General features: G+C 61.2%; 19 protein-coding genes and 1 tRNA gene. 15 read left to right on the top strand and 5 right to left on the bottom strand.

From position 1 onward, the window contains the following. Window positions 1-65: 65 nt before the first annotated feature. On the top strand, window positions 66-716 hold the full coding sequence (locus ACN9MZ_RS25355; protein WP_426339603.1) for a GntR family transcriptional regulator: 651 nt from the start codon (window positions 66-68) through the stop codon (window positions 714-716). Next, entirely contained in the window at window positions 713-1,168 is a 456-nt protein-coding gene (locus ACN9MZ_RS25350; RefSeq protein WP_426339602.1) for an OsmC family protein, read from the top strand. The genes ACN9MZ_RS25355 and ACN9MZ_RS25350 overlap by 4 nt, the downstream gene beginning before the upstream one ends. 68 nt (window positions 1,169-1,236) lie before the next feature. Here ACN9MZ_RS25350 and ACN9MZ_RS25345 read toward each other — a convergent pair whose 3' ends face one another. Next, window positions 1,237-2,295: a 3-deoxy-7-phosphoheptulonate synthase gene (locus tag ACN9MZ_RS25345; RefSeq protein ID WP_426339601.1), complete on the bottom strand. Its 1,059-nt coding sequence runs from the start codon at window positions 2,293-2,295 to the stop codon at window positions 1,237-1,239. Window positions 2,296-2,368: 73 nt separating this feature from the next. Between ACN9MZ_RS25345 and ybiB the strand changes: the two genes are divergently transcribed. The 9 genes from ybiB (at window position 2,369) to ACN9MZ_RS25300 (ending at window position 12,811) form a co-directional block, all read left to right on the top strand. Continuing rightward, a complete protein-coding gene (ybiB, locus tag ACN9MZ_RS25340) occupies window positions 2,369-3,328 on the top strand; it encodes a DNA-binding protein YbiB (protein ID WP_426339600.1) in 960 nt (319 codons plus the stop codon). 36 nt (window positions 3,329-3,364) lie between these two features. Continuing rightward, window positions 3,365-4,573, top strand: a complete 1,209-nt coding sequence (locus tag ACN9MZ_RS25335; RefSeq protein ID WP_426339599.1) for an NAD(P)/FAD-dependent oxidoreductase — start codon at window positions 3,365-3,367, stop codon at window positions 4,571-4,573. A gap of 197 nt (window positions 4,574-4,770) precedes the next feature. Further along, window positions 4,771-4,983, top strand: a complete 213-nt coding sequence (rpsU, locus tag ACN9MZ_RS25330; protein ID WP_005665410.1) for a 30S ribosomal protein S21 — start codon at window positions 4,771-4,773, stop codon at window positions 4,981-4,983. 125 nt (window positions 4,984-5,108) lie between these two features. Then, complete coding sequence (locus ACN9MZ_RS25325) at window positions 5,109-5,558, top strand: GatB/YqeY domain-containing protein (RefSeq protein WP_426339598.1); 450 nt, start codon at window positions 5,109-5,111, stop codon at window positions 5,556-5,558. A 150-nt stretch (window positions 5,559-5,708) separates the two neighbouring features. Further along, entirely contained in the window at window positions 5,709-7,505 is a 1,797-nt protein-coding gene (gene dnaG / locus ACN9MZ_RS25320) for a DNA primase (RefSeq protein ID WP_426339597.1), read from the top strand. A 169-nt stretch (window positions 7,506-7,674) separates the two neighbouring features. Beyond that, window positions 7,675-9,921, top strand: a complete 2,247-nt coding sequence (rpoD, locus tag ACN9MZ_RS25315) for an RNA polymerase sigma factor RpoD (RefSeq protein ID WP_426339596.1) — start codon at window positions 7,675-7,677, stop codon at window positions 9,919-9,921. Window positions 9,922-9,964: 43 nt separating this feature from the next. Next, window positions 9,965-10,043: transfer RNA gene (locus ACN9MZ_RS25310), tRNA-Ile, on the top strand. A 122-nt stretch (window positions 10,044-10,165) separates the two neighbouring features. After that, complete coding sequence (locus ACN9MZ_RS25305) at window positions 10,166-11,656, top strand: hypothetical protein (RefSeq protein ID WP_426339595.1); 1,491 nt, start codon at window positions 10,166-10,168, stop codon at window positions 11,654-11,656. Between the two features lie 102 nt (window positions 11,657-11,758). Next, entirely contained in the window at window positions 11,759-12,811 is a 1,053-nt protein-coding gene (locus ACN9MZ_RS25300) for a DUF5694 domain-containing protein (RefSeq protein ID WP_426339594.1), read from the top strand. 16 nt (window positions 12,812-12,827) lie between these two features. Here the strand turns inward: ACN9MZ_RS25300 and ACN9MZ_RS25295 are convergent, their stop codons facing one another. Both ACN9MZ_RS25295 and ACN9MZ_RS25290 read right to left on the bottom strand, forming a co-directional pair. Then, entirely contained in the window at window positions 12,828-13,748 is a 921-nt protein-coding gene (locus ACN9MZ_RS25295; protein WP_426339593.1) for an alpha/beta fold hydrolase, read from the bottom strand. Window positions 13,749-13,831: 83 nt separating this feature from the next. After that, window positions 13,832-14,767 carry a GlxA family transcriptional regulator gene (locus tag ACN9MZ_RS25290; protein ID WP_426339592.1) on the bottom strand — a complete coding sequence of 312 codons (936 nt, stop codon included), beginning with the start codon at window positions 14,765-14,767 and terminating at the stop codon, window positions 13,832-13,834. Between the two features lie 141 nt (window positions 14,768-14,908). Between ACN9MZ_RS25290 and ACN9MZ_RS25285 the strand changes: the two genes are divergently transcribed. Beyond that, window positions 14,909-15,490: a DJ-1/PfpI family protein gene (locus ACN9MZ_RS25285; protein WP_426339591.1), complete on the top strand. Its 582-nt coding sequence runs from the start codon at window positions 14,909-14,911 to the stop codon at window positions 15,488-15,490. 66 nt (window positions 15,491-15,556) lie between these two features. Here ACN9MZ_RS25285 and ACN9MZ_RS25280 read toward each other — a convergent pair whose 3' ends face one another. Continuing rightward, window positions 15,557-16,138: a TetR/AcrR family transcriptional regulator gene (locus tag ACN9MZ_RS25280; protein WP_426339590.1), complete on the bottom strand. Its 582-nt coding sequence runs from the start codon at window positions 16,136-16,138 to the stop codon at window positions 15,557-15,559. Window positions 16,139-16,252: 114 nt separating this feature from the next. On the opposite strand from ACN9MZ_RS25280, the gene ACN9MZ_RS25275 reads away from it, so the two are divergent. Beyond that, the gene (locus ACN9MZ_RS25275; RefSeq protein ID WP_426339589.1) at window positions 16,253-16,900 is read left to right on the top strand and encodes a glutathione S-transferase family protein; all 648 of its coding nucleotides are present in this window, start codon (window positions 16,253-16,255) and stop codon (window positions 16,898-16,900) included. Between the two features lie 8 nt (window positions 16,901-16,908). Here ACN9MZ_RS25275 and ACN9MZ_RS25270 read toward each other — a convergent pair whose 3' ends face one another. Further along, window positions 16,909-19,059 carry a hypothetical protein gene (locus ACN9MZ_RS25270; RefSeq protein ID WP_426339588.1) on the bottom strand — a complete coding sequence of 717 codons (2,151 nt, stop codon included), beginning with the start codon at window positions 19,057-19,059 and terminating at the stop codon, window positions 16,909-16,911. A 106-nt stretch (window positions 19,060-19,165) separates the two neighbouring features. Between ACN9MZ_RS25270 and nosZ the strand changes: the two genes are divergently transcribed. Beyond that, complete coding sequence (gene nosZ / locus ACN9MZ_RS25265; RefSeq protein ID WP_426339587.1) at window positions 19,166-21,094, top strand: TAT-dependent nitrous-oxide reductase; 1,929 nt, start codon at window positions 19,166-19,168, stop codon at window positions 21,092-21,094. A gap of 21 nt (window positions 21,095-21,115) precedes the next feature. Then, the gene (locus ACN9MZ_RS25260) at window positions 21,116-23,281 is read left to right on the top strand and encodes a 4Fe-4S binding protein (protein WP_426339586.1); all 2,166 of its coding nucleotides are present in this window, start codon (window positions 21,116-21,118) and stop codon (window positions 23,279-23,281) included. Window positions 23,282-23,285 lie beyond the last annotated feature (4 nt).

Raw genomic sequence — 23,285 nt, 5'->3', positions numbered from 1 at the left:
GCAATCCGCCATTGTAATGGAAAGCCCGCTTGCAATGATTGGTATACGTGTATACAATTTACCGCATGAAGACACCCCCACCCCGTGCGCAAGGCGGTCCGGCCATCCTGGCGGCCCTGCGCGCCGACATCAGCAGCGGCAAGCTGGCGCCCGGCGCCGTGCTGCGCCAGGCCGAACTGGCCGAACAATTCGGCACCAGCCGCATTCCCGTGCGCGAAGCGCTCAATTCCCTGCAGTCCGAGGGCCTGGTGCAGATCGAGCCGAACCGCGGCGCGTATGTCACCACGCTTGGCGCGGACGAGCTGCATGAGCTGTTCGACCTGCGCGTGCTGCTGGAGACGGATGTGCTGCGGCGTGCGGTGCCTTTGCATACGGAGCGCAGCCTGCGCCGCCTGGAAGCCATCCAGCATGAACTGGATGGCGAAACGGCGCCGCTGGAATGGCTGCGGCTTGACCGCGCTTTTCACGACGAGCTTTATGCGCCGGGCGGGCGCCTGCGCAGCCAGCAAATGGTGGCCAGCCTGCGCGCATCGGTCGAGCGTTTCTACCTGGCGCAGTTGGGGCCTGAGGCGCGCCGGCCCGGCTGGAACGAAGAGCACCAGCGACTGATCGCGCTGGTGCGGGCGGGTGACCCGGATGGCGCTTGCGCTATGCTGGCGCAGCACCTGCGCGAAACCGAAAAGCTTGCAGTTTCTACCCTTGGGAGCCTGATATGAGCATTCATACCGCGGAAGTTGCCTGGCATCGCCACGATGCCAGGTTCACCGATAACCGTTACAGCCGGCTGCATAAGTGGACCTTCGACGGCGGCACGGTGGTGCCGGGATCGTCGTCGCCGCATGTGGTGCGGGTGCCGCTGTCCGATCCTTCCGCGGTGGATCCGGAAGAGGCGTATGTGGCTTCGCTATCGAGCTGCCATATGCTGTGGTTCCTTAGCCTGGCGGCGCGCGATGGCTATGTGGTCGACAGCTATGTCGATGGGGCGGAAGGGAAGATGGAGGACGGCTGGATCAGCGTGGTGACGCTGAAGCCGATGGTCGCCTTCTCGGGGGAGAAAGCGCCGACGGATGCGGAGCTGGAGCGGCTGCACCATGAAGCGCATGGAGAGTGCTTCCTGGCGCGCTCGGTCAAGTCCGAGATCCGGGTCGAAGGAAGCTGGCGCTTTTAAAACCGGTAATTCAGTGTCGCCCCCAGGCGGGGTGTCTGACCCCGTGGGTCAGACACCGGTTTGCCGGTTTAAGGGCGGGCGCGCAGTTCGCGGTCCGCTTCCTTCAGCATGTGGACCGTGGTATCCCAGTCGATGCAGGCATCGGTCACCGAGCAGCCGTACTTCAGCTCGGACAGGTCCGAAGGAATCTTCTGGTTGCCCGCTACGATATTCGACTCGATCATCACGCCGACGACGGACTGGTTGCCATGCACGATCTGGTTCACCACATCGGTCATCACCAGCGGCTGCAGTTCCGGCTTCTTGTACGAGTTGGCGTGCGAGCAGTCGATCACGATATTGGCCGGCAGCTTGGCCTTCTGCAGCGATTGTTCCGCGATCGCCACCGACACGGAATCATAGTTAGGCCGGCCGTCGCCCCCGCGCAGCACCACGTGGCCGTGCGGATTGCCCCGCGTGCGCACGACGGACACATTACCCTGGCTGTTAATGCCCAGGAAGGCGTGCGGATTCGCCGCCGACAGGATCGCGTTGATCGCGATGCCGATGTCGCCGTCCGTGCCGTTCTTGAAGCCCACAGGCGTCGACAGGCCCGACGACATTTCGCGGTGGGTCTGCGATTCAGTGGTGCGGGCGCCGATGGCGGTCCAGGCGATCAGGTCGCCCAGGTACTGCGGCGAGATCGGGTCCAGCGCCTCGGTGGCGGTCGGCAGGCCGAGTTCGCATACGTCCAGCAGGAACTGGCGCGCCTTTTCCATGCCGACGTCGACGCGGAACGAATCGTCCATATACGGATCGTTGATATAGCCCTTCCAGCCGGTGGTGGTGCGCGGCTTTTCGAAATACACGCGCATCACCAGCAGCATGGTGTCCTTGACTTCTTCCTGCAGCGCTTTCAGGCGGCGCGCATAGTCCAGGCCCGCGACCGGATCATGGATGGAGCAAGGGCCCACCACGACGAACAGGCGCTTGTCCTTGCGCTCCAGGATGGCGCGCAGGTCGGCGCGGCCCTTGGTGACGGTCTCGGAAGCCTTGTCGGTCAGCGGCAGTTTCGCATGCAGCTCCTCTGGGGTAGGCATGGATGCGAACGAGGTAACGTTAATGTTTTCAAGGTTTTGGGCAATCATGATCAGTCTGCTTCTTGCTTCAGTTTTGCTTCTTGGGTCTAACAGTGTAGCCGAAATGCCGTAAACTGGCTGAATGACGACTAAACTACCTTTCCACGCCGCTCCGTACATCAAGGAGATCGGCCGGGGCGCGAAGGGCGCCCGCAGCATGGACCGCGAGCAGGCGCGCGAATTGTGGGGCGCGATTCTCGATGGGCGCGTAACGGACCTTGAGCTGGGCGGCATCCTGCTGTCAATGCGAATCAAGGGCGAATCGGTGGACGAGCTGGAAGGCTTCCTGGAAGCTTCCGAAGCCTCGTTCGAAAAATTGCGCGCGCCTGCAGGCGAGTTCGCGCCGGTGGTGATTCCGAGTTATAACGGCGCCCGCAAGATGGCGAACCTGACCGCGTTGCTGGCGCTGCTGCTGGCGCGCGAGGGCGTCCCGGTGCTGGTGCATGGCGTGGCGCACGACGTTGGACGCGTCGCGACGGCGGAAGTATTCGAAGCACTGGGCGTGCATGCTTCGCCCGATCATGCAGCGGCGGAGGCGGCGCTGGTGGATGGGCGCGTTGCCTTCATCACCATCGACGCACTGGCGCCGCGCCTGGCGTGGATGCTGTCGCTGCGCCGCATCCTCGGCGTGCGCAACTCGACCCATACGCTGGTGAAGATCATGCAGCCGTTTGCCGGGCCTGCACTGCGCCTGGTGTCCTACACCCACCCGGAATACCTCGAGTCGCTTGGCGAATTCTTCACCCTGAACAAAGGCCACGCCTTCCTGATGCGCGGCACGGAAGGCGAGACCGTCGCCAACGCCAACAAGGCGCAGAAGATCGACTGGTTCCACGGCGGCGAGCGCACCGTGCTGGTTGAAAAGCAGACGCTGGTCGAAAAACTGCCCGAGCTGCCGGAGGATAAAAGCGCAGAGTCGACCGCTGCCTGGATCCAGGCCGTGCTGCGTGGTGAAATCCCCGTGCCGGATTCGATTATCCAGCAGGTGGGCCACTGCAAAGATGTCGCCCGTTCGCTCGCTGCTGGCGCCGCCCTCCTGTAAAATGGTGGGTTTGGTCTCAAGGCAGGGCGGCAGGAAATGGCAAATCAGTACGATGTAGCGGTAATCGGCGCAGGCGCGGCGGGCATGATGTGCGCCGCGACGGCCGGCAAGCGTGGCAAACGCGTGGTGCTGCTCGATCACGCCGGGAAACTGGCGGAGAAGATCCGCATCTCTGGCGGTGGTCGTTGCAACTTCACCAATATTAACGCCGGCCCTGCCAATTTCCTCTCCGAGAATCCGCACTTCGCCAAGAGCGCGCTGTCGCGCTTCACGCCGCATGATTTCCTGGCGATGGTGAAGAAGCACCGTATCGGCTTCCACGAAAAGCATAAAGGACAACTGTTCTGCGACGACTCCGCCGAGCAAATCATCGACATGCTGCGCAACGAGTGCGCCGATGGTGGCGTGCATTGGCGCATGCCGACCAAGGTGCAGGCCGTGGCGCAGAATGGCGCCGGCTTCGTGCTGCAGACTGACGAAGGCGAGATCCATGCTGGCGCTGTCGTGGTGGCGACCGGCGGCCTGTCGATCCCGAAGATTGGTGCGACCGACTTCGGCTATCGCGTGGCCAAGCATTTTGGGCTCAAGCTGGTGGACCCGCGTCCTGCCCTGGTGCCGCTGACTTTCGACGCCGAGGAATGGGCGCCGTTTGTGCCGCTGGCCGGCGTCTCGCTGGAAGTGGACGTGGAAACCGGCTCGCTGAAAGGCCGCAACCCGGCCGGCGCCCGCTTCCGCGAAGACCTGCTGTTCACCCACCGCGGCCTGAGCGGCCCGGCCATCCTGCAGATTTCCTCGTTCTGGCAGCCCGGCACGCCGATCACGATCAACCTGTTGCCGGAAATGGACCTGGCCCAGACCCTGATCGAAGGGAAGGGTACGCTGAAGAAGCAACTGGGCAACCTGCTGTCGCAGTGGCTGCCGGCGCGCCTGGCGGAAGGCTTGCTGCAAGTGCAGGGCCTGGACCCCGAAGCGCGCATTGCCGACATGAAGGACGACACGCTGCGCAAGCTCGGCCGCGCCGTCAACCAGTGGACCATCACCCCCAATGGCTCGGAAGGCTACCGCAAGGCCGAGGTCACGCGCGGCGGCGTGGACACGCGCGAACTGTCCCAGCAATCGATGGAGTGCAAGAATGTGCCCGGCCTGTTCTTCATTGGTGAAACAGTCGACGTGACCGGTTGGCTGGGCGGCTACAACTTCCAGTGGGCCTGGGCATCCGGAGTGGCTGCTGGCCTCGCGATCTGATATCATCCTAATTCCGGCAGCGCATTTTCCGCCGGATTCATGATGTTAGCTGGGCTGAAATATTGCCCGCGAAAGACGTCGATATCCCCTTCGGAACCGCCTGAGTGGCCGGTTTGGCGTCTATTGTCTCTTCCATTTTTGAGCAAAACCTGCTAATATCGCTGTCTTTCCTGAACCCTAACGGTTTGAATTTTTACATGACTACTATCCGCCTTAAAGAAAACGAGCCGTTCGAAGTCGCAATGCGTCGCTTCAAGCGCACCATCGAAAAGACCGGTCTGCTGACCGAACTGCGCGCACGCGAGTTCTACGAAAAGCCAACCGCAGAGCGCAAGCGCAAGCTGGCAGCTGCCGTGAAGCGTCACTACAAGCGCATCCGCAGCCAGCAACTGCCTAAGAAGCTGTACTAATTCAGCTCTCGTTGGGCATTCTTGCAGGCGCACTGATCGCCACGGATGCCACGCCAGAGTTTCAACCCGCTCCGGTCCAGGCCGCAGCGGGTTTTCCTTTTTCCACGCACACTTTTGAGGTAGCGATGAGCCTGAAAGCCCAGATTACTGATGACATGAAAGCCGCCATGCGCGCCAAGGAAGCCGGCAAGCTGGCCACCATCCGCCTGATCCTGGCCGAGATCAAGCGCAAGGAAGTGGACGAGCAGATCGAAGTCAACGACGCCCAGACCGTGGCCATTGTTGAAAAGATGATCAAGCAGCGCAAGGATTCCATCACCCAGTTCGAAGCCGGCGGCCGCGCCGACCTGGCCGACATCGAAAAGGCCGAGCTGGCCGTGCTGGTGGCCTACATGCCTGCCGGCCTGTCCGATGAAGAAATCGCCGCCGAAGTGAAAGCAGCCGTAGCCGAGTCCGGCGCCGCCGGTCCCCAGGACATGGGCAAGGTCATGGCCATCGTCAAGCCCAAGCTGGCCGGCCGCGCCGACATGACCGTGGTGTCCGCACTGGTCAAGAAGGCCCTCACCCCGGCATAATCTACAGCCGAGTTCGTGTCCCACCATGGGGTGTGACCCCATGGTGGGACACGAGTTCAGCCATATCGTGGGCCGCGTGTGTTGAGGTGAATCAAATGCCCATCGCGCGCGGCGGTATAGTCTGATTTATAACAAATACCGTTCAGCCTCGTGATTCCACAGTCATTTATTGCCGACCTGCTGAACCGCGTCGATATCGTCGATGTGGTGGGGCGCTACGTCCAGTTGAAAAAGGGCGGCGCCAATTACCAGGGCTTGTGCCCGTTCCATAGCGAAAAATCCCCGAGCTTTACCGTCAGCCCGACCAAGCAGTTCTACCATTGCTTTGGCTGCGGCGCCCATGGTACGGCCATCGGCTTCCTGATCGAGTACTCGGGCATGGGTTTCGTCGATGCCGTCAAGGATCTGGCCCAGAACGTCGGCATGGTGGTGCCGGAGCAGGACGACAAGATCCCGCCTGCCCAGCGTGCTGCCCAGCAGCAGCAATCCATGGCCTTGTCCGAAGCAATGACCAAGGCTAACGAGTTTTACCGCGCCCAGCTGCGCCTGGCGCCGCAGGCGATTGGCTACCTGAAAAGCCGTGGCCTGACCGGTGAAATCGCGGCCCGCTTTGCGCTCGGCTATTCGCCTGGCGGCTGGGACAGCCTGAAAGCCGTATTCCCTGACTATGAAAACCCGGTCCTGGTGGAAGCCGGCCTGATCATCCAGAACGTGGATGAGGATGGCAAGCGCAGCAAGCGTTATGACCGCTTCCGCGAGCGGGTAATGTTCCCTATTCGCAATATCAAGGGCCAGGTGATCGCTTTCGGCGGCCGCATCATGGACCAGGGTGAACCCAAGTACTTGAATTCTCCGGAAACGCCTTTATTTTCAAAGGGCTCGGAGCTGTATGGCTTGTTCGAAGCGCGCCAGGCGATCCGCGATGCGGGTTATGTGCTGGTGACGGAAGGCTATATGGACGTGGTGGCGCTGGCCCAGATGGGCTTTCCCCAGGCGGTTGCGACGCTGGGAACCGCTTGCACCACGACCCACGTCCAGAAGTTGTTGCGTCAAACCGACAACGTGATCTTCAGTTTCGACGGCGACAAGGCCGGCCGCCGCGCTGCACGGCGTGCGCTGGAAGCCTGTCTGCCGCACGTGTCGGATGACAAGACGATCAAGTTCCTGTTCCTTCCGGCTGAGCACGACCCGGACAGCTATATCCGCGAATATGGCGCCCAGGCGTTCGAACAGCAGGTGCATGAAGCCATGCCGTTGTCGCAGTTCCTGCTGCGCGAGGCGGCGGGCGAGCATGATTTAACATCGCCTGAGGGCCGGGCCCGCGTCCAGTTCGACGCCAAGCCGCTGTTGCAGGCCATGCCGCCGACCTCGCTGCGCCTGCAGATCGTGCGCGGCCTGGCGACCATGACGCAGAGCACGCCGGGCGAGATTGAGCAGTTGTTTGAGCTGGCCAAGCCGGTGGCTGCCAGCAAGGTTGCACCGCCGCGTAGTCGCCGCGAACAGCCTGTTGGGCTGGAATTGAAGCTGATCCGCGTGGTGCTGACGCACCCGACGCTGGCGCTGGAACTGGACGATGAGGCGCTGCTGGCCTTCAGCCATTTCGGCCAGGAAGCCGCCGAGCGCCTGGTCTGGCTGATGGTGCAGGCCCAATCGCTGGGAGAGCAGGGCAGTTTCGCTGCTTTCTGCCAGTTGGTGAAAGAAACGGGCAGCGATTATGATGCGCTCATCGGCGAGATTGCCGCTGCGCCGGAGCCGGATATCGAAGGCGAACGTTTGTGGCTGCTGGCTACCGTGCGCCACTTGAAGATGGATGCTTTAAAACAGGAGCTGGACCAGCTATTTTCGGCAGGTCTGTCTTCTGAGGAGATTGGGGTACGCTACCGCGAAATTACCGCCAAGCAAGATCAATTGCGGAAGGAAGCTGAAGCTGATTTAAGTCCGAGGTAATTGCCTGCACGCACGCAAACCTTCCCGTCTGGTAATTGTAAAGTGGCGTGCTATAATAAAATGCTAAATATTGCAATATTTAGCGGGTCTGTTTTTTCGTTTGTTTTCAGTAAGTTACAGTAGTAGTTGTTGCGGTTTGTAGTGGACTTAACTATTCCCGAAAGCGCCTGTGCCAGCAAAGAAACCTGAAACCAAAGCGGCTGAAAAGCCTCGCAAAGTGACCGCCAAGCCTGCGACGAAGTCGGCTGATAAGCCGGCTACTCGCGTCACCAAGGCACCGCCGGTGGTTAGTCAGACAACGGACGCAGCCGCCCTGGCTGCCATCGACACTTCCGGATATGTGCTGCCAACCGTCAAGGTGCCGGGACGCCGTGGCCGCAAGCCGAAGGAATTCACGCCGGAAAACGACGAGGTTGCAGCACTGAACGCTGTTGAGCGTGCCGAGATGAAGGCTGCGGACAAGGCGAAAGCCAAGGATCGCAAGGCCAAGGAAAAGGCATTGCTGAAGGATGCGTTCTCGTCCGACACCGAGGCAACGGAAGAGGAACTCGAACGCCGCCGCCAGAAGCTCAAAACGCTGATCAAGTTCGGCAAGGAGCGCGGCTTCCTCACGTACGCTGAAATCAACGACCACCTGCCGGAAAATATCGTCGATCCGGAAGCGATCGAAGGCATTATCGGCACCTTCAATGACATGGGCATCGCCGTGTACGAACACGCGCCCGATGCGGAAACCCTGCTGCTGTCCGATAACGTCGCCACTGTCACCAGCGACGACGAAGCCGAGGCTGCGGCGGAAGCCGCGCTGTCCACCGTCGATTCCGACTTCGGCCGCACCACCGACCCGGTCCGCATGTATATGCGCGAAATGGGTTCGGTCGAGCTGCTGACCCGCGAAGGCGAGATCGAAATCGCCAAGCGTATCGAAGACGGCCTGCGCGACATGATCCAGGCGATTTCCGCCTGCCCGGTGACGATCGCCGAGATCCTCGCCACGTCCGAACGCATCCGCATCGACGAGATCAAGATCGACGAAATTGTCGATGGCCTGGTCGATGAGGAGGGCGAAAACGTCACGGCCGCAGCTGCAGCTTCCGACGAAGAAGAGACGGACGAGGACGAGGAAGAAGAGGACGAAGAGGAAGAGGACGAAGCAGCCAGCCCAGGCGGCGCGGCAGCCGGCTACACCGCCGAGCAGCTGGAAGCCATGAAGCAGGCTTCCCTCGACAAGTTCGACAATATCGCCAACCAGTTCGAGCGCATGCGCAAGGCCTTCGAGAAGGATGGCTACAACTCGAAAGCCTACCTGAAGGCGCAGGAATCGATTTCCGCCGAGCTGCTGGGTATCCGTTTCACCGCCAAAGTGGTGGAGAAGCTGTGCGACACCCTGCGCGGCCAGGTCGATGAAGTGCGCCATATCGAGAAGCAGATCCTCGACGTAGCGGTGAACAAGTGCGGCATGCCGCGCGCCCACTTCATCAAGGTCTTCCCGGGCAATGAAACCAACCTGGAATGGGTGGATGGCGAAGTCGCCGCCGGCCACGCTTACAGCGCGATCCTGGGCCGCAACATCCCGACCATCAAGGAACTGCAGCAGCGCCTGATCGACCTGCAAGCGCGCGTCGTGCTGCCGCTGCCGGACCTGCGCAACATCAACCGCCAGATGGCGGCCGGTGAAATGAAGGCGCGCAAGGCCAAGCGTGAAATGACCGAGGCCAACCTGCGCCTGGTGATTTCGATCGCGAAGAAGTACACCAACCGCGGCCTGCAATTCCTGGACCTGATCCAGGAGGGCAATATCGGCCTGATGAAGGCGGTCGACAAGTTCGAATACCGCCGCGGCTACAAGTTCTCCACGTACGCAACGTGGTGGATTCGCCAGGCGATCACGCGTTCCATCGCCGACCAGGCACGTACCATCCGTATTCCGGTGCACATGATCGAAACGATCAACAAGATGAACCGGATCTCGCGCCAGATCCTGCAGGAAACCGGCGCCGAGCCGGATCCGGCAACCCTGGCGATCAAGATGGAAATGCCAGAGGATAAGATCCGAAAGATCATGAAGATCGCGAAAGAGCCGATCTCGATGGAAACGCCGATCGGTGACGACGACGATTCCCATCTGGGCGACTTCATCGAGGACAACAACACGCTGGCGCCTTCGGACGCAGCGCTGCATGCCTCGATGCGCGGTGTGGTGAAGGATGTGCTCGATTCGCTGACCCCGCGCGAAGCCAAGGTGCTGCGCATGCGTTTCGGTATCGAAATGTCCACCGACCACACGCTGGAAGAGGTCGGCAAACAGTTCGACGTGACCCGTGAGCGTATCCGCCAGATCGAAGCCAAGGCACTGCGCAAGCTGCGCCACCCGTCGCGCTCCGACAAGCTGAAGAGTTTCCTGGAAGGTAACTAAACTTGACGAATGGGGCCGCTGGCCCTATCCTGCCGGGTTCTCAGGGCCCTTAGCTCATGCTTGGTTAGAGCAGAGGACTCATAATCCTTTGGTGCGCGGTTCGACTCCGCGAGGGCCTACCAAAATAGCGTAGAACAAGAAGGGGTTACGATCATTCGTAACCCCTTTCTGTTTCCATGTTGCACTACACTCGCTAGGTCTGCGGCGAAGCATGGCATCCGGATGCATAGAAAGGTGGCAGATCATGCATATCATCAGATTTTTTGGAGCCACTCTGGCTGGCCTTGTATTGTCCAATGCAATGGCCGCATCCCTTCCGTTTGGAAGCAAGAAGTTCACGCCGTACCATGTTGGCTTTGCTCCTGACAATATGCGCGCTTGCCTTGCTGGCGCACGCTTTGACCCTGAATCCATGCAGAGCACTGGCGACTTGCTGCTGCTCGACCTGAAGCGCGATACCGTCATCGCACAGGCGCACGTTCCGGTGCCCGATGATTACGCATCTCTGAATCCAGTGCAATGCGCGATCGATGGCGACAATGTCTACCTTCTGGCAAACGTGAATACGCAACTCCCGCGCTCACTGAACCAGGGCCTCGTCTACCTGTACCAATTCAACATGCAGGGGAAGCAGCTTGGCAAGAAGCGGCTTGTTATCGAGGGGCGTAATAGCTACGGCCATGCGTTGGGCGTTTCTGCCAATGGCGTGCAAGTTGCTGGCTATATCAAGGACGAAGATGACAGCTTTGAGTATTACTCCTTCTTTACGCTTGCGCTGGACCGGCGCCTGAACGAGGGAAAGCTGAATGTCCGGAAAACAGGTGCTTTCATCAGCGGTGCCGAGGCGCGCTTTGTCGGAGATAACGTGCACGTTGCCGGCCCGTTCGTCGCCGCTAAAGTGGTGAAAGAGAATTGGATCGACAACTATGCGAGTTCGCGGATCCTGGCGAATGGTGGCTACGCATGGAGCATGCGTCCCTTCAAAAAGGAACCACATAGAGTGGTGGCCGGCATTTCCCAGCAAGGTGCGGTCTATTCGCTGGGGTATGAAAACCCCGAGTCGACGCTGGCCGTGACCAGTGCCGAGGGCAAGCAGGTTTCGCTGAGCAGCTTCCCAAGCAAATTCTGCGAAACGAGTTCGATTGCCGACTTCGGCGCGGACGTGTTGGCTTTGCGCAAACCTTGCGACGAAAAACGCAAGGCGGCGGAGCTGACCCTCATCTCGCCAGCCGGCGGAAAAGAGAGCCCGTTGCAACTGGTGCCGGGCGAGCCGGTATTCGCGGCTACCAATGCCGGCCAGTGGTTCGTGATCTCCAAGGATGCCGCAGGCAAGCTGGCCTGGTATTCGGGTGCGATCGGCGGCGACACGCGCCTCAGCCAGACTGCGGCGGGCGTCGAGCATTCGTTGAGCATTGGCCGCATCAATAAAGACAGGAAGGGCGAGCGCTCTTTCGATTACGTTTATGAGCAGCGTGCAGGCGATTGCCGTTTCAGCATGAGTGGACATGCCGTTGAAGTCGACGTCTTTAATCCTGAAGGTCCGGATGGCAAGGAGTTGCCGCAGATCGTTATGTACGAAGGCGCCGGCATGTCAGTGACATTGCCCGTGGCTGGGCCGCCGCGCGAAGCTTCGTTCGAGGGGACCCTCACACCCGAGCAGGCCAAGCGCAGCTGCGGCAGCAAAAACGGTGGCAAGTTGTCCCTGATGTTCAGCGCCGGGGGAGCTCGCCGGTAATTGCAGTTCATGCGCCTGATCCTGCAGTCTGTCGGATAGCGAGCGCGCGCACGCGCGCGCGATCCTAGAATCGGCATTCCTATCAAGCGACAGGGGAGTGCAATGGGCGTATGGAAAAAGGTGGTGTGTGGGCTGGCTGTGGCTTCGCCAGTGATGGCGCAAGCACAGGTTGACTTGACGAAGCTCGATCGCGACATGGCTGGGCCGAGATCGCAAGTAATGGTGCTGGGCACGGTGCACCTGCGTGGCATGCCTGCGGCATTCAAGGCTGCTTCGCTGGACGGCGTTCTCGACCGCCTGGCAGGCTACAAGCCCGATATCATCACTGTCGAGGACGAGCCCGGCGAGGATTGCGATCTCGCGGCACGGCATCCTGCAAAGTACGGGCCGGACTGGTGTCCCAAGACTGATGCGGCGAAGGCTGCCACCGGTCTCGATGTGCCGGCCGCGCTGGCAGAAGTGGATAAGACGTTGAAGGCCTGGCCTGCGCAGCCGTCTCCATCGCAACGCAGGCGCCTGGCAGCAGCGTTCCTGGCGGCGAATGAGCCGGCCTCGGCGCTGGTGCAATGGCTGTCGTTGCCTGCTGCCGAGCGCCGCGCGGGCGATAGCCTGGATGCGGCCCTGGTGGCGATGCTGGAAAAGCTTGAGAAGCGCAAGAGTGAGGACAGCCTGATCGCGGCGCCCCTGGCTGCGAGGCTTGGCCTGCAGCGCGTCTATTCGGTCGATAACCATACCGGCGACCGCATCGACCTGCCGGACATGAAGTCTTTCATCAAACAATTGGAGGCTGCCTGGTCCTCAAGCAGCGCCGAAATGAACGTGCGCCGCAAGCAGGAGGAGGCTTTGTCGCAGACGAATGATATGTTGCCGTTGTACCGCTTCATCAACACGCCGGAAAGCATGCGCATCCACGCCGAAGCAAACGTCGTCGGGCCGATGCGAGCGAAGTCAACGGAAGGATATCCGCAGATCTGGGTTGGCGGATGGGAGATCCGCAACCTGCGCATGGTGGCCAATATCCGCGAGACCTTCCGCGAACGTCCGGGTGCGCGCGTGCTGTCCATTGTCGGTGCTGCGCATAAGCCATGGTTTGACCAATGGCTTTCGCAGCTCCAGGGCGTGGAGATCGTCGATGCTGCCGAAGTGTTGAAGTGACCCCTTGAGCGCAGGCTCAATCAAACGCCGCGCGGATTTCGCGACTGGCTTGTTGCGGCGCTTGCAGATGGGGATAGTGACCAAGCTTGGGCAAGAGGACGAACGGCTTGCCTGACCTGTCTGCGAATTCTTCGCCCATTTTTTTGTCGATATAGATGTCTTTCTCGCCCCACACCACCTGGACCGGCGTCTTCAGGCGTGCCAGGTTGGCTTCGAAATACTGCTGGTCGCGGGTAAAGTGCGAGTAGTAGTGGTAGAAAGCGTCGCCTGTACTCACGCTGCCGTGCGTCCAGCCGGCCAGCATGTCGGCCTTGAAATCAGCAGCTACAATGAATTGTTCGCTGGCGTCCAGGCCGCGGCGGAAGGTGTTTTCGATGATCTCGTCGCGGTTCTGGTTGATCGCGTCGCGGATTGCTTCTGCGCTTGCCGGAGCTTTCAGGCTGCGCAGGCGGTCGGACATGTATTGCGGCCGGTCGAGCGGGGCGAAGTCGCCGACGATGATTTTCTTTGCGATATCCGGTTGCTCCAGCGCGGCCAGCAACGGCGGCAGGCCGCCGATGTCGGTGGCATAGATCACGAGCCTTGTGCGGTCAATGCCCGCCTGCTCGATGTAGGTCCTAACGACCTGAGCATAGTCTCGCGGCGCATAGCCGAATTTGTCGGCGGAAGGGCGGGACGACTGGCCATAGCCGGGCCAGTCGAAGGCGTGGACCTCATAGTCGCGCCCCAGGTCCCGCGCGAGGTAGCGCCAGGTGAGAACAGTTTCCGGAAAACCGTGCAGCAGAAGTACCGTGCCTTTGGCGGCTGGATTCTTGATGATCATCCGGCGCACGGTGATATCGGGGCTAAGCGTTACGTGGTCGATTTCCTGGGCGGTAGCGTTGGCCAATACAAGGGTGCTTGCAGCGGCGGCGATTGCTTTCTTGAGCGCGGACATATTGGTGTTCCTTGGCGTGGTATGCGGGATGCCTTCAATATAGGTTCCGCGGACGGTGGCGTAAATGCCGTAAATCCCTCCTTTCAGGACATGCGGGCCAGGCGGCGCAATGCTTGCGGCGGCTGGCCATAGGCGCGCAGGAAGGCGCGCCGCATGCGCTCCGTATCGGTGAAACCTGTCTCTGCGGCGATTTCCTCGATGGTGTGCCGGCTTTGCTCGACCATCAGGCGCGCTGCTTCCAGTCGCAGCTGCTCGATCGCCTTGGCCGGTGACTGGCCGGTTTCAGTCGTAAAAGCGCGGCTGAACTGGCGCGGGCTGAGGTGGGCGGCTTCGGCCAGCTCGGCGACCGATAGCACGGAGTCCAGGTTGTTGCGGGCATATTCGAGTACGCGCTGGATGCGGTCAGACCTGGCGCCAAGCTGCAGCAGGGCCGAGTGCTGGGACTGTCCGCCCGCACGACGGTGATAGACCACCAGCTTTTTCGCCACGGCTGCCGCGAGTCCAGCACCGAAATCCGCCTCGATGAGCCCGAGCGCAAGGTCGATGCCGGTGCTCATCCCGGCCGAAGTCCAGACCGGGCCGTCGTTGATGAAAATGCGGTCCGGATCGACACGCGCGGCAGGGAATTGCTGTTGCAGCTGGCGGGCAAACAGCCAGTGCGTTGTTACGTGCCTGCCATCGATCAGCCCCGCTTCGCCAAGCAGGAAAGTGCCGGTGCAGACGGATGCGGTGCGGCGGGCAAGCCTGGCACCTGCACGCAAGCGTTCCAACAGCTGCGGGTCGCTAGGCGCAGGGGCCACCAGGCCGCAGACGAGCAGGGTGTCCAGCCGGCGCCGGGCAAGCGGCTGGGTTTCTACGGATACGCCGAACGAGTTGGCAACCGGGCCACCGCGTGCTGAATAGAGGCCAATGCCGTACAGGCGCTCTTGCGCAGTGGTGTTGGCCAGCTCGAAGGCGGAAGCTGCGGCCAGTCCCATGATCTGGAAGCCCGGCGGCAGCAGGAAGCCGATTTTCAGCAAAACTGCACCTGTGGCGTGAAAGGAGGTATTTCGATCATACGCGCCATTGCCGGCGGATGCCGGCGCGCGATGTTATCCTCGTTAGTCGCGCTACACCTCATGAGCGCATTTCGTCATGCAAGTTTTAACTAGGAGATCGGAATGGCAATCAAGAAGATCCTGTTTTTGACGGGCGATTTTGCGGAAGACTATGAAACCATGGTGCCGTTCCAGGCGCTGCAGATGATCGGGCATACGGTGCATGCGGTCTGTCCGGGCAAGAAGGCGGGCGAGAAGATCAAGACCGCGATCCACGATTTCGAAGGCGACCAGACTTATACCGAAAAGCCTGGCCACCAGTTCGCACTGAATGCGAGCTTTGATGACGCTCGTGCTGCAGCGTACGATGCACTGGTGATCGCCGGCGGTCGGGCGCCGGAATATTTGCGCCTCAACCCGCGGGTACTGGAAACGGTGCAGGAATTCGCCAAGGCGGGCAAGCCGATCGCGGCGATCTGCCACGGTGCGCAGATCCTGACGGCAGCGGATGTCATCAAGGGCAAGCGCATCTCGGCGTATCCGGCCTGCGCGCCGGAAGTGCGTTCGGCCGGCGGCGAGTATGTCTCGGTCGAGATGGACCAGGCGGTCACCGACGGTAATTTCGTGACCGCACCCGCCTGGCCTGCGCATCCGCAGTGGATGGCGCAGTTCCTTAAATTGCTTGGAACGGAGATCAAGCCTTAAACGTTGCGGGCCGCTACGGCAGGGCCGGAGCGATAGCAGAGCTTCCTGGCCGGTGCTGCGCGACGGTCAGTTTGTGCCGAGCAGCGCCAGGGCTTGCTGGCGCGCCGACGCGCGCAGGGTGGCGCGCAGCGTGGGATCGTCCGTGGTGCGGGCCAGCACCATGCCGCCGACGCAAAGCGCCACAATCGCCTGAGCGCGCTGCGCGCCGTCGCTGAAATCCTTTAGCGCATGTTCGTATATGCGCGTCAGGTTGCGAATCAGGTCTGTGTAAGCGCGCTGTGGCAACAGTCCGGCGCGGGCCACGTCGCTCGGCAAGGCGTACAGTGGACAGTGGTTTTCGATATCTTCCAGCACTTCGTCGCTCAGGTAGAGGTTGACCAGGCGCCGCGCCATCTCGCGCTGGCCGGCAGCGGGCGAGCTGGCGACTTTCTCGCGGAACGGGTTGCAGGTGGCGAAGCTGGCCACGGCTGCGGCGTACAGTTCATCCTTGCTGTCAAAGTGGTTGTAGAAACCTCCGCGTGTCAGGCCGGCGCCGGACATGATGTTTTCGATCGATACCTGCTCGAAGCCGTGGCGGTTGAACAGCCTGCGGGCCGATTCGACGATCTTGCTGCGGGTGCGTTCCTTGTGCTCAGCGGTGTAAGGCATGGGTTCTTCCTCCTCGGTTCGCATTATGCGTCCGATTCAAATTATGTTCTTGAACATATTATGTATCTCCGTAATCTGGCCACATGTTCAAACCCCAACCCAAAGGAGATTCACATGTACACCCTGGTTACTTTACGTTCCGTTCCCGATTTCGCCGTTGGATACGTGCGCGACTTGCGCGTGCGCTGGACGATGGAAGAGGCAGGCCAGCCGTATTCCGTGCAGACCATCGGGCCGGAGGAGCAACAGTCTTCAACCTACCGTCAGCAGCAGCCGTTCGGGCAGGTGCCGCTGCTGCTGGATGGCGACCAGTCGATCTTCGAGTCCGGAGCGATCCTGCGCCACTTGGGCGACAAGCTGGGATTGATGCCCTCCGGCGCCCGTGAGCGGCAACTGGCCGAAATGTGGCTGTATGCCGCGCTCAATTCGGTCGAGCCGTATTTTGGAGCCTTCGTCGAGCTGGACGTCTTCCATGCAGGAGAAGCGTGGGTCGAGGCGCGCCGGTCCGGGTTGGAAGCGATGGCGAAGCGCCGCCTCGGCGACCTGGAGGCATGGCTGTCCGGTTGCGAATACCTGGCCGGTACGTTCAGCGTTGCCGATATCATGATGTCGACTGTATTGCGCCTGCTGGATTCGAGCGGCCTGCTGGACGAATTCCCGGCGGTCGCCGCCTACCAGGCACGGTGCATGGCGCGCCCCGCCTACGCAAAGGCGATGGCGGCCCAGGTGGCGCTGTACACCCGGGCCCAGGAAGCGGCTTGAGCTTCCGCTCAACGCGGCACGATGGCGAACTGCGGCCGTTCGCTGTAATTCGGTCTGACGCTGCGGCTGGCGAAGCGGCTCCACGCCTCCCGTGCATTGGGAATGCCGGTGGCGGCAGCCATCGCCAGCGCCGGCTGCATATTCGACGGGTAGCCTTCGGACGAAGCCGAGTAGCCAGTCATCTCGCCGGCCAGCCATGGCGTACGCCATACCTTGGCGTCCTTGTCTGCCTGGGTGCGCCAGTCGGCCTGCGCCTGGCTGCCGCAGGGCTGGTCCAGGTAGCGTGCACCCGTGCTGTTGACCATTGGTGAACCGTCGTTGTTGCGCATGGTGGCCTGGTAGGCTTCGGCGAAACTGCTGAAATAGGCCGAGGTGGCGCTGGGCCGGACCATGAGCGCATAGGCGGCGCCGTCGACCCAGCAATAGCCGCCGGCCATCATGCGGCCGATCGGGAAGCGCGCCTTCCACGCCAGGATCGGCTCGGCACTGGCAAATCCCATTTCGTGCAGGTGCCCGACCGCCGACGTGAAGAAATCGTCCATCCACGGCGCCACGCCGGTATTCGGGCCGGTGGGACCGCCGTAGGCCACGGCATAACTGGTGGCGGTGTTGTCGATGAAGCCAAGCTGGTTGGTCGCACTGCCGGCAAAGGCCGTATTGTAGAAGTCCAGGTTGTGTTGCAGTACCTGGTTGAAGTAGGGCTTCATCGGGTGCGCGTCGGGCGTGATGTAGGCTGCATGGCCGAGGGTGCGCAGCGACCAGGCCTGGCCGCGCACCTGGTTGCCTTTCACCAGACCCTTGGACAGCGAGCGGTAATACGGATTCATGGTGACCAGGTTCCAGTTTGCCCAGAAATGCAGCTCGTCGAGATAATAAGTGTCGCCGGTCAGCAGGTAGGGCAGGTAGGCGAACGAGGGCTGGTGCGCCGTGTCCGGCGTGTAGGGCGTGGCGCAGGCGCCCACCTCGGTCGAGGTACAGCGCGGCATGTCCTCATGCTTCTTTGTGACCGGGTTGTAGCTGTCGGAGCCGATCCGCTGGTCGCGTACGTAGGAATAGTCGACGATGGACACCACCTGGTCCGTGTTCCTGTCGCGGTAATGCACCGGCCAACTGCCGGCCAGGTCGCCCAGTCCAAACGTCACCTGCCTGGCCCGTGCGTCCATGCTGAGGATATACAGTGCGGCCCAGGCGTGCTGCAAGCCGATATCGGGACGGCCGCCGGTCGATGGCATGTATTTGTTCACCAAGGGCATGGCCATCGGGCCGCTGTCGGCGGCCTCCCAGTCGGTCTTCATTTTCGCCAGCGCTGTTTGCGACGGAATCACCGTGCGGTCGTAATTGGGCAGGGCGCGCGTGCCCAGCAGGTAGGCGATGTCGTGCTTCACATGCACTTTCGGCTCAGCGCCGGCCCAGAACAGCTTGCGCCAGCGGGCGTGGTGGTAATGCGTCAGCGCGGCCTTCTGGTACACCGCCTGGTTGTTGACCAGGATTTCTGCATCGTACGTGACATTCTTCGGATCGGGTTCGTAGGCCCAGTTGTTTTCGACGGTAACGTCGACGCGCGTTGCGCCGAACTGGCCGGCGCCCGCCAGCGGATAGTTACGGATCGCAAAGCGCACCGCCAGATGCGGGTGGGCGACGCCGTTTGCCATCACCGGTCCGGCTACCTGCCATTCATTGACCAGGGGGCCGGACATCCAGCTTGTATATGGCTTGCTTGCCAATAGCTGTGCAGCATCCGCGCTGTAGGTCACGCCGCCGATATTCAGCCGGACCAAGGCGCTGAATCCGCTGGCCAGCAGAGCATCGGGGCGCGCACCTCCGCCAGGGCCGGCCCATGGCACCGTCGAGAGTTGCACGCTGGCGGTTTCTCCGCCTGCGAGTTGCGGCAGCACGGTGGTGATCAAGGCGTGGCGTACCGAGCCATCTGCGTGCCTGGCCTTGACGTCCGCCTGCACGGGTATTGAGACCCCCTTGTACGCTGCAGCGAAATAGTCGCCCTCTTTCACATCTCCCTTTGCGAAGACCTGGCCGACGGTGACAGGCACGCCAGCTTGCGCCTGCGCGGACGTGTCGCTGACTTGCAGTGAGGGTAGCGGTGCCGCGGCTGCGGCGCCTGCAAGCAGCGAAGCTACGAGAAAAGACAGGAATGATTTCATGGGCAGATCCTCTCAAATTGAAAGCGCTTGACCTGAATCAATTTAATTAATTCGCAAACTCCGTACAGTCCTGCACTGGAATAACACAGAGTAGGAGTATTGAAACATGGGTAGCGACAATGAGGTAAACGACGTGCAAACGAACAGCCGTCGTCGATTCCTGGGTAAGAGTGCTGCGCTAGGCCTGGCCGGCGCTGGCGTGCTGGCAGGTTGCAAGGAGAACGGTGCGGGGGCGCCCGGTTCTGCTACGGCATCTGCAGCAGCAGCGGGCAAGTCGCATGGCGCCAGCAAGGCGCATGTGGAACCTGGCCAGCTGGATGACTATTACCTGTTCTCCAGCGGCGGCCACTCCGGCGAGGCTCGCATCATGGGCGTTCCTTCCGGGCGCACGCTGCGCCGCATCCCTGTTTTCAATATCGATCCTATGGTTGGTTGGGGTATCACCAACGAGTCCAAGGCGATCATCGGCACCAAGCCTGACGGCAGCCTGAAATACACCACCGGTGATACCCACCACGTGCACGGCAGCTACAAGGACGGCACCTACGATGGCCGTTTCCTGTGGGTGAACGACAAGATCCACTCGCGCCTGGCCCGCATCCGCATGGATACCATGGAATGCGACAAGATCACCGAACTGCCTAACGTACAAGGCTTCCACGGTATCTTCCCGGACAAGTGCGACCCGGTCGACAAGTCGATCAACCACACTACCCGGGTGTTCTGCGGCGCAGAATTCGCGATTCCGTTCCCGAACGATGGCCGCGACCTGGATGATCCATCGAAGTGGGGTTCGCTGTTCACCTGTGTGGATGCGGAATCCATGGAGGTGCGCTGGCAGGTGCGTGTTGACGGCAATATGGATCTGACCGCGACGTCCTATGATGGTCGCTTCGCATGCTCCAACCAGTACAACACCGAGAACGCACCTGACCAGGCGGGCATGATGGCCGCCGAACGCGACGCCTGCGTGTTCTTCGACGTGGCGCGTGTGGAAGCGCTGGTCAAGGCCGGCAAGTTTACCACCATCGGCTCGTCCAAGGTGCCTGTGGTTGACGGCCGCAAGGCTGCCAATGCCGATCCGAAGACTGCGGTGACCTGCTACGTCCCGGTCGGTAAAAACCCGCACGGTGTCAACGCTTCGCCGGACGGCAAGTACATGGTTTGCTCCGGCAAGCTGTCGCCGACTGCGACCGTGATCGAAGTGGCGCTGGTCGCCAAGTGGTTCGACGGCGAACTGAAAACCGAACGCGATGCAGTCGTGGCGGAGCCGGAAATCGGCCTGGGCCCGTTGCACACCGCCTTCGACGGCAAGGGCAACGCCTTCACCACCCTGTTCCTGGACAGCCAGATCGTCAAATGGAACGTGGCTGCCGCCATCGCGCAGTACAAGGGCGACAAGACCGTCAAGCCGGTGGTGGACCGGGTGGACGTGCATTACCAGCCGGGCCACGGCTACGCTTCGATGGGCGAAACCAAGGAAGCGGACGGCAAGTACTTCAACTCGGGCAACAAGTTCTCGAAAGACCGCTTCCTGCCGGTCGGCCCGCTGCATAGCGAAACGGAACAGCTGATCGACATCACCGGCGACAAGATGGTGATCATTTCCGACCATACCGCATATCCGGAGCCGCACGACGCGATCATCGTGCGCCGCGATATCGTGAAGACGCGCCAGATCTATAACATGGACGACTTCCCGAACAAGGTGACGGCGGATAACGCGGGCATTACGCGCAACGGCAACAAGGTGCACGTGCGCCTGATGTCGCAGGCGCCGGCCTTCAGCATGCCGGTCATCAAGGTGAAGAAGGGCGACGAAGTGACGATCACGCTGACCAACCATGACAAGGTGGAAGACCTGACCCACGGTTGCGCGCTGCCGACCTACAACATCAACTTCATCGTCAACCCCCAGGAGACCAAGTCGGTCACCTTCAAGGCTGACCATGCCGGTGCGTTCTGGATGTATTGCACGCACTTCTGCCACGCGCTGCACCTTGAAATGCGCAGCCGCTTCCTGGTGGAGGCCTAAGCCCGCGAGGGTGGTTTATCCATGCTGTTTCGATTGATTTCCCTGCTTTGGGCGGCGCTGCTTGCGATGTTGTGCGCGGCGCCCGCCTCGGCCACTTCGATGTACGACACCGTGCTGTCCGCGGGGTTGATGGGTGGTCCCGATTTGTGTGCCGAAGCGCCATGCGGCGACGTGCTGCCTGCCGCGACGGTGTTTTCCAAGCGCAAAGGCGCGCCGGCCTACGTCGAAGGCTACGCACTGGAGCAGGGCAAGCAGAAGGTGGTGGGCTATGTGTTCCTGTCCACCGATGTGGTGGACATTCCGGCTTACTCTGGCAAGCCGGTTGTCACCCTGATCGGCATGGATGCCAAAGGTGTGATTACCGGGGTGCGTATCCTGAAGCACTCCGAACCGATTTTGTTGGCGGGTATTCCCGAGACTGTGCTGACCAAGTTCGTCAGGCAGTACTTCGGCAAGCCCGGCGACGCCAAGCTGGAACTCGGCCTTGGACGTGATGGTGGTGATCTTGATGCGATCAGCGGGGCCACCGTTACTGCCATAGCCGAGAACCAGACCATTGCGCAAAGCGCGTATGAGATTGGCAAGCAGGTGGGCATCTTCAAGGGGATGGTCAAACCGCGCGTCCATTTCACGCAGCTGCGCGAACGTCTGGACTGGGCCGCGCTCGTCAATGAGGGCGCGGTCCAGCACCTGCGGGTGGACAGCGCGGATGTCGGCTTGCCCTCCGGCGGCAAACCGTATATGGACCTGCATTTCGGCTACCTGAACGTGCCGACCGTCGGCATCAGCCTGCTAGGCGAGCGCAATTATGCGCGCCTGATGCAGGACCTGAAGGAAGACGAGCATGCGATCTTCATCATTGGCACCGGCCTGGAATCGTTCAAGGGTTCCGGCTTTGTGCGCGGTGGCATCTATGACCGCATCCAGGTGCGCCAGGATACGGACCGCTTTACCTTCCGCGATACCGATTATCTGAACCTGTACCACCTGGAGCCGGCCGATGCGCCCGAGTACAAGGAATCGGCCATCTTCATCGTCCGCTCGGCAAATTTCAACCCTGCGTGGCCATGGCAACTGAGCCTGCTGGCAAACAAGCTGGACATGCAGACGCACGCCAAGGTGTTCGTGCACTTTGACGAAGAATACTGGACGCCTGCGCGCTACCTGGAAGGCGGCCGCCCGAAAGTCGAGCGTCCGGTGCCGGCCTGGAAAGCTGCCTGGCTGGCGCGCAAGGGCGAAATCACGCTGTTCGTGCTGGCGCTGCTGGCCACTGCAGGCCTGTACTCGCAGCGCGACCGACTGGTGCGCGCCTCGAGCCGCAAGAGCAAGCCGCTGATCAGCATTCCGCGCACCATCCTGTGGGTGATCGCGGTCGGATTCTTTGGCCTGTACCTGAAGGCGCAGCCGTCGATCACGCAGGTGATGACCTGGTTCCATTCCCTGCTCTATCAGTGGAAGTGGGAGCTGTTCCTGTCCGACCCGTTCATCTTTATCTTCTGGTGGTTCATGGTAGTCACCGTGGTGTTATGGGGGCGCGGCCTGTTCTGCGGCTGGCTGTGTCCATTCGGCTCGCTGCAGCACCTGGCATACAAGCTTGGCACGCTGATTGGACTGGGCCGTTTCCAGGGACTGCTGCCGAAGCGCGTGCACGACAAGCTGAAATGGGTCAAGTACGGCGTGTTCGCGGTGCTGGTTGGCGTGTCCTTCTACTCGATGGAGCTGGCCGAACACCTGGCTGAAATTGAACCGTTCAAAACCACCTTCCTGGTGGGCGTGCTGAATCGCGGCTGGCCGTTTGCTGCCTTCGTGGCGGTCATCCTCGGCATTTCGATCCTGAGCGAGCGGCCTTATTGCAAGTACATCTGCCCGCTGGGCGCCGGCCTGGCCGTGCCGAGCTTCTTCCGCCTGTTCGGCTTGAAGCGCAAGCAGGAGTGCGTGACCTGCACTGCCTGCGCCAAGGGCTGCGGTTCGCACGCTATCGATGCGCAAGGCCGCATCGACCAGAAGGAATGCCTGCTTTGCCTGGACTGCATGGTGATGTACTACGACGACCATGCCTGCCCGCCGCTGGCCAAGGAGCGCAAGACACGCGAGAAGAATGGCCAGCCGCTGACGCCTATCGATGAACGCGGCTACTTTATTTCGCTGGATGCAGTGCGCAGTGAGCTGAAAAGGAAGGCAGGGTAAAACC

Origin of the sequence: Pseudoduganella sp. S-14, assembly GCF_049913285.1 — a bacterium.
GTDB lineage: Bacteria > Pseudomonadota > Gammaproteobacteria > Burkholderiales > Burkholderiaceae_D > Rugamonas.
This window is presented reverse-complemented; position numbering and strand designations above follow the sequence as displayed.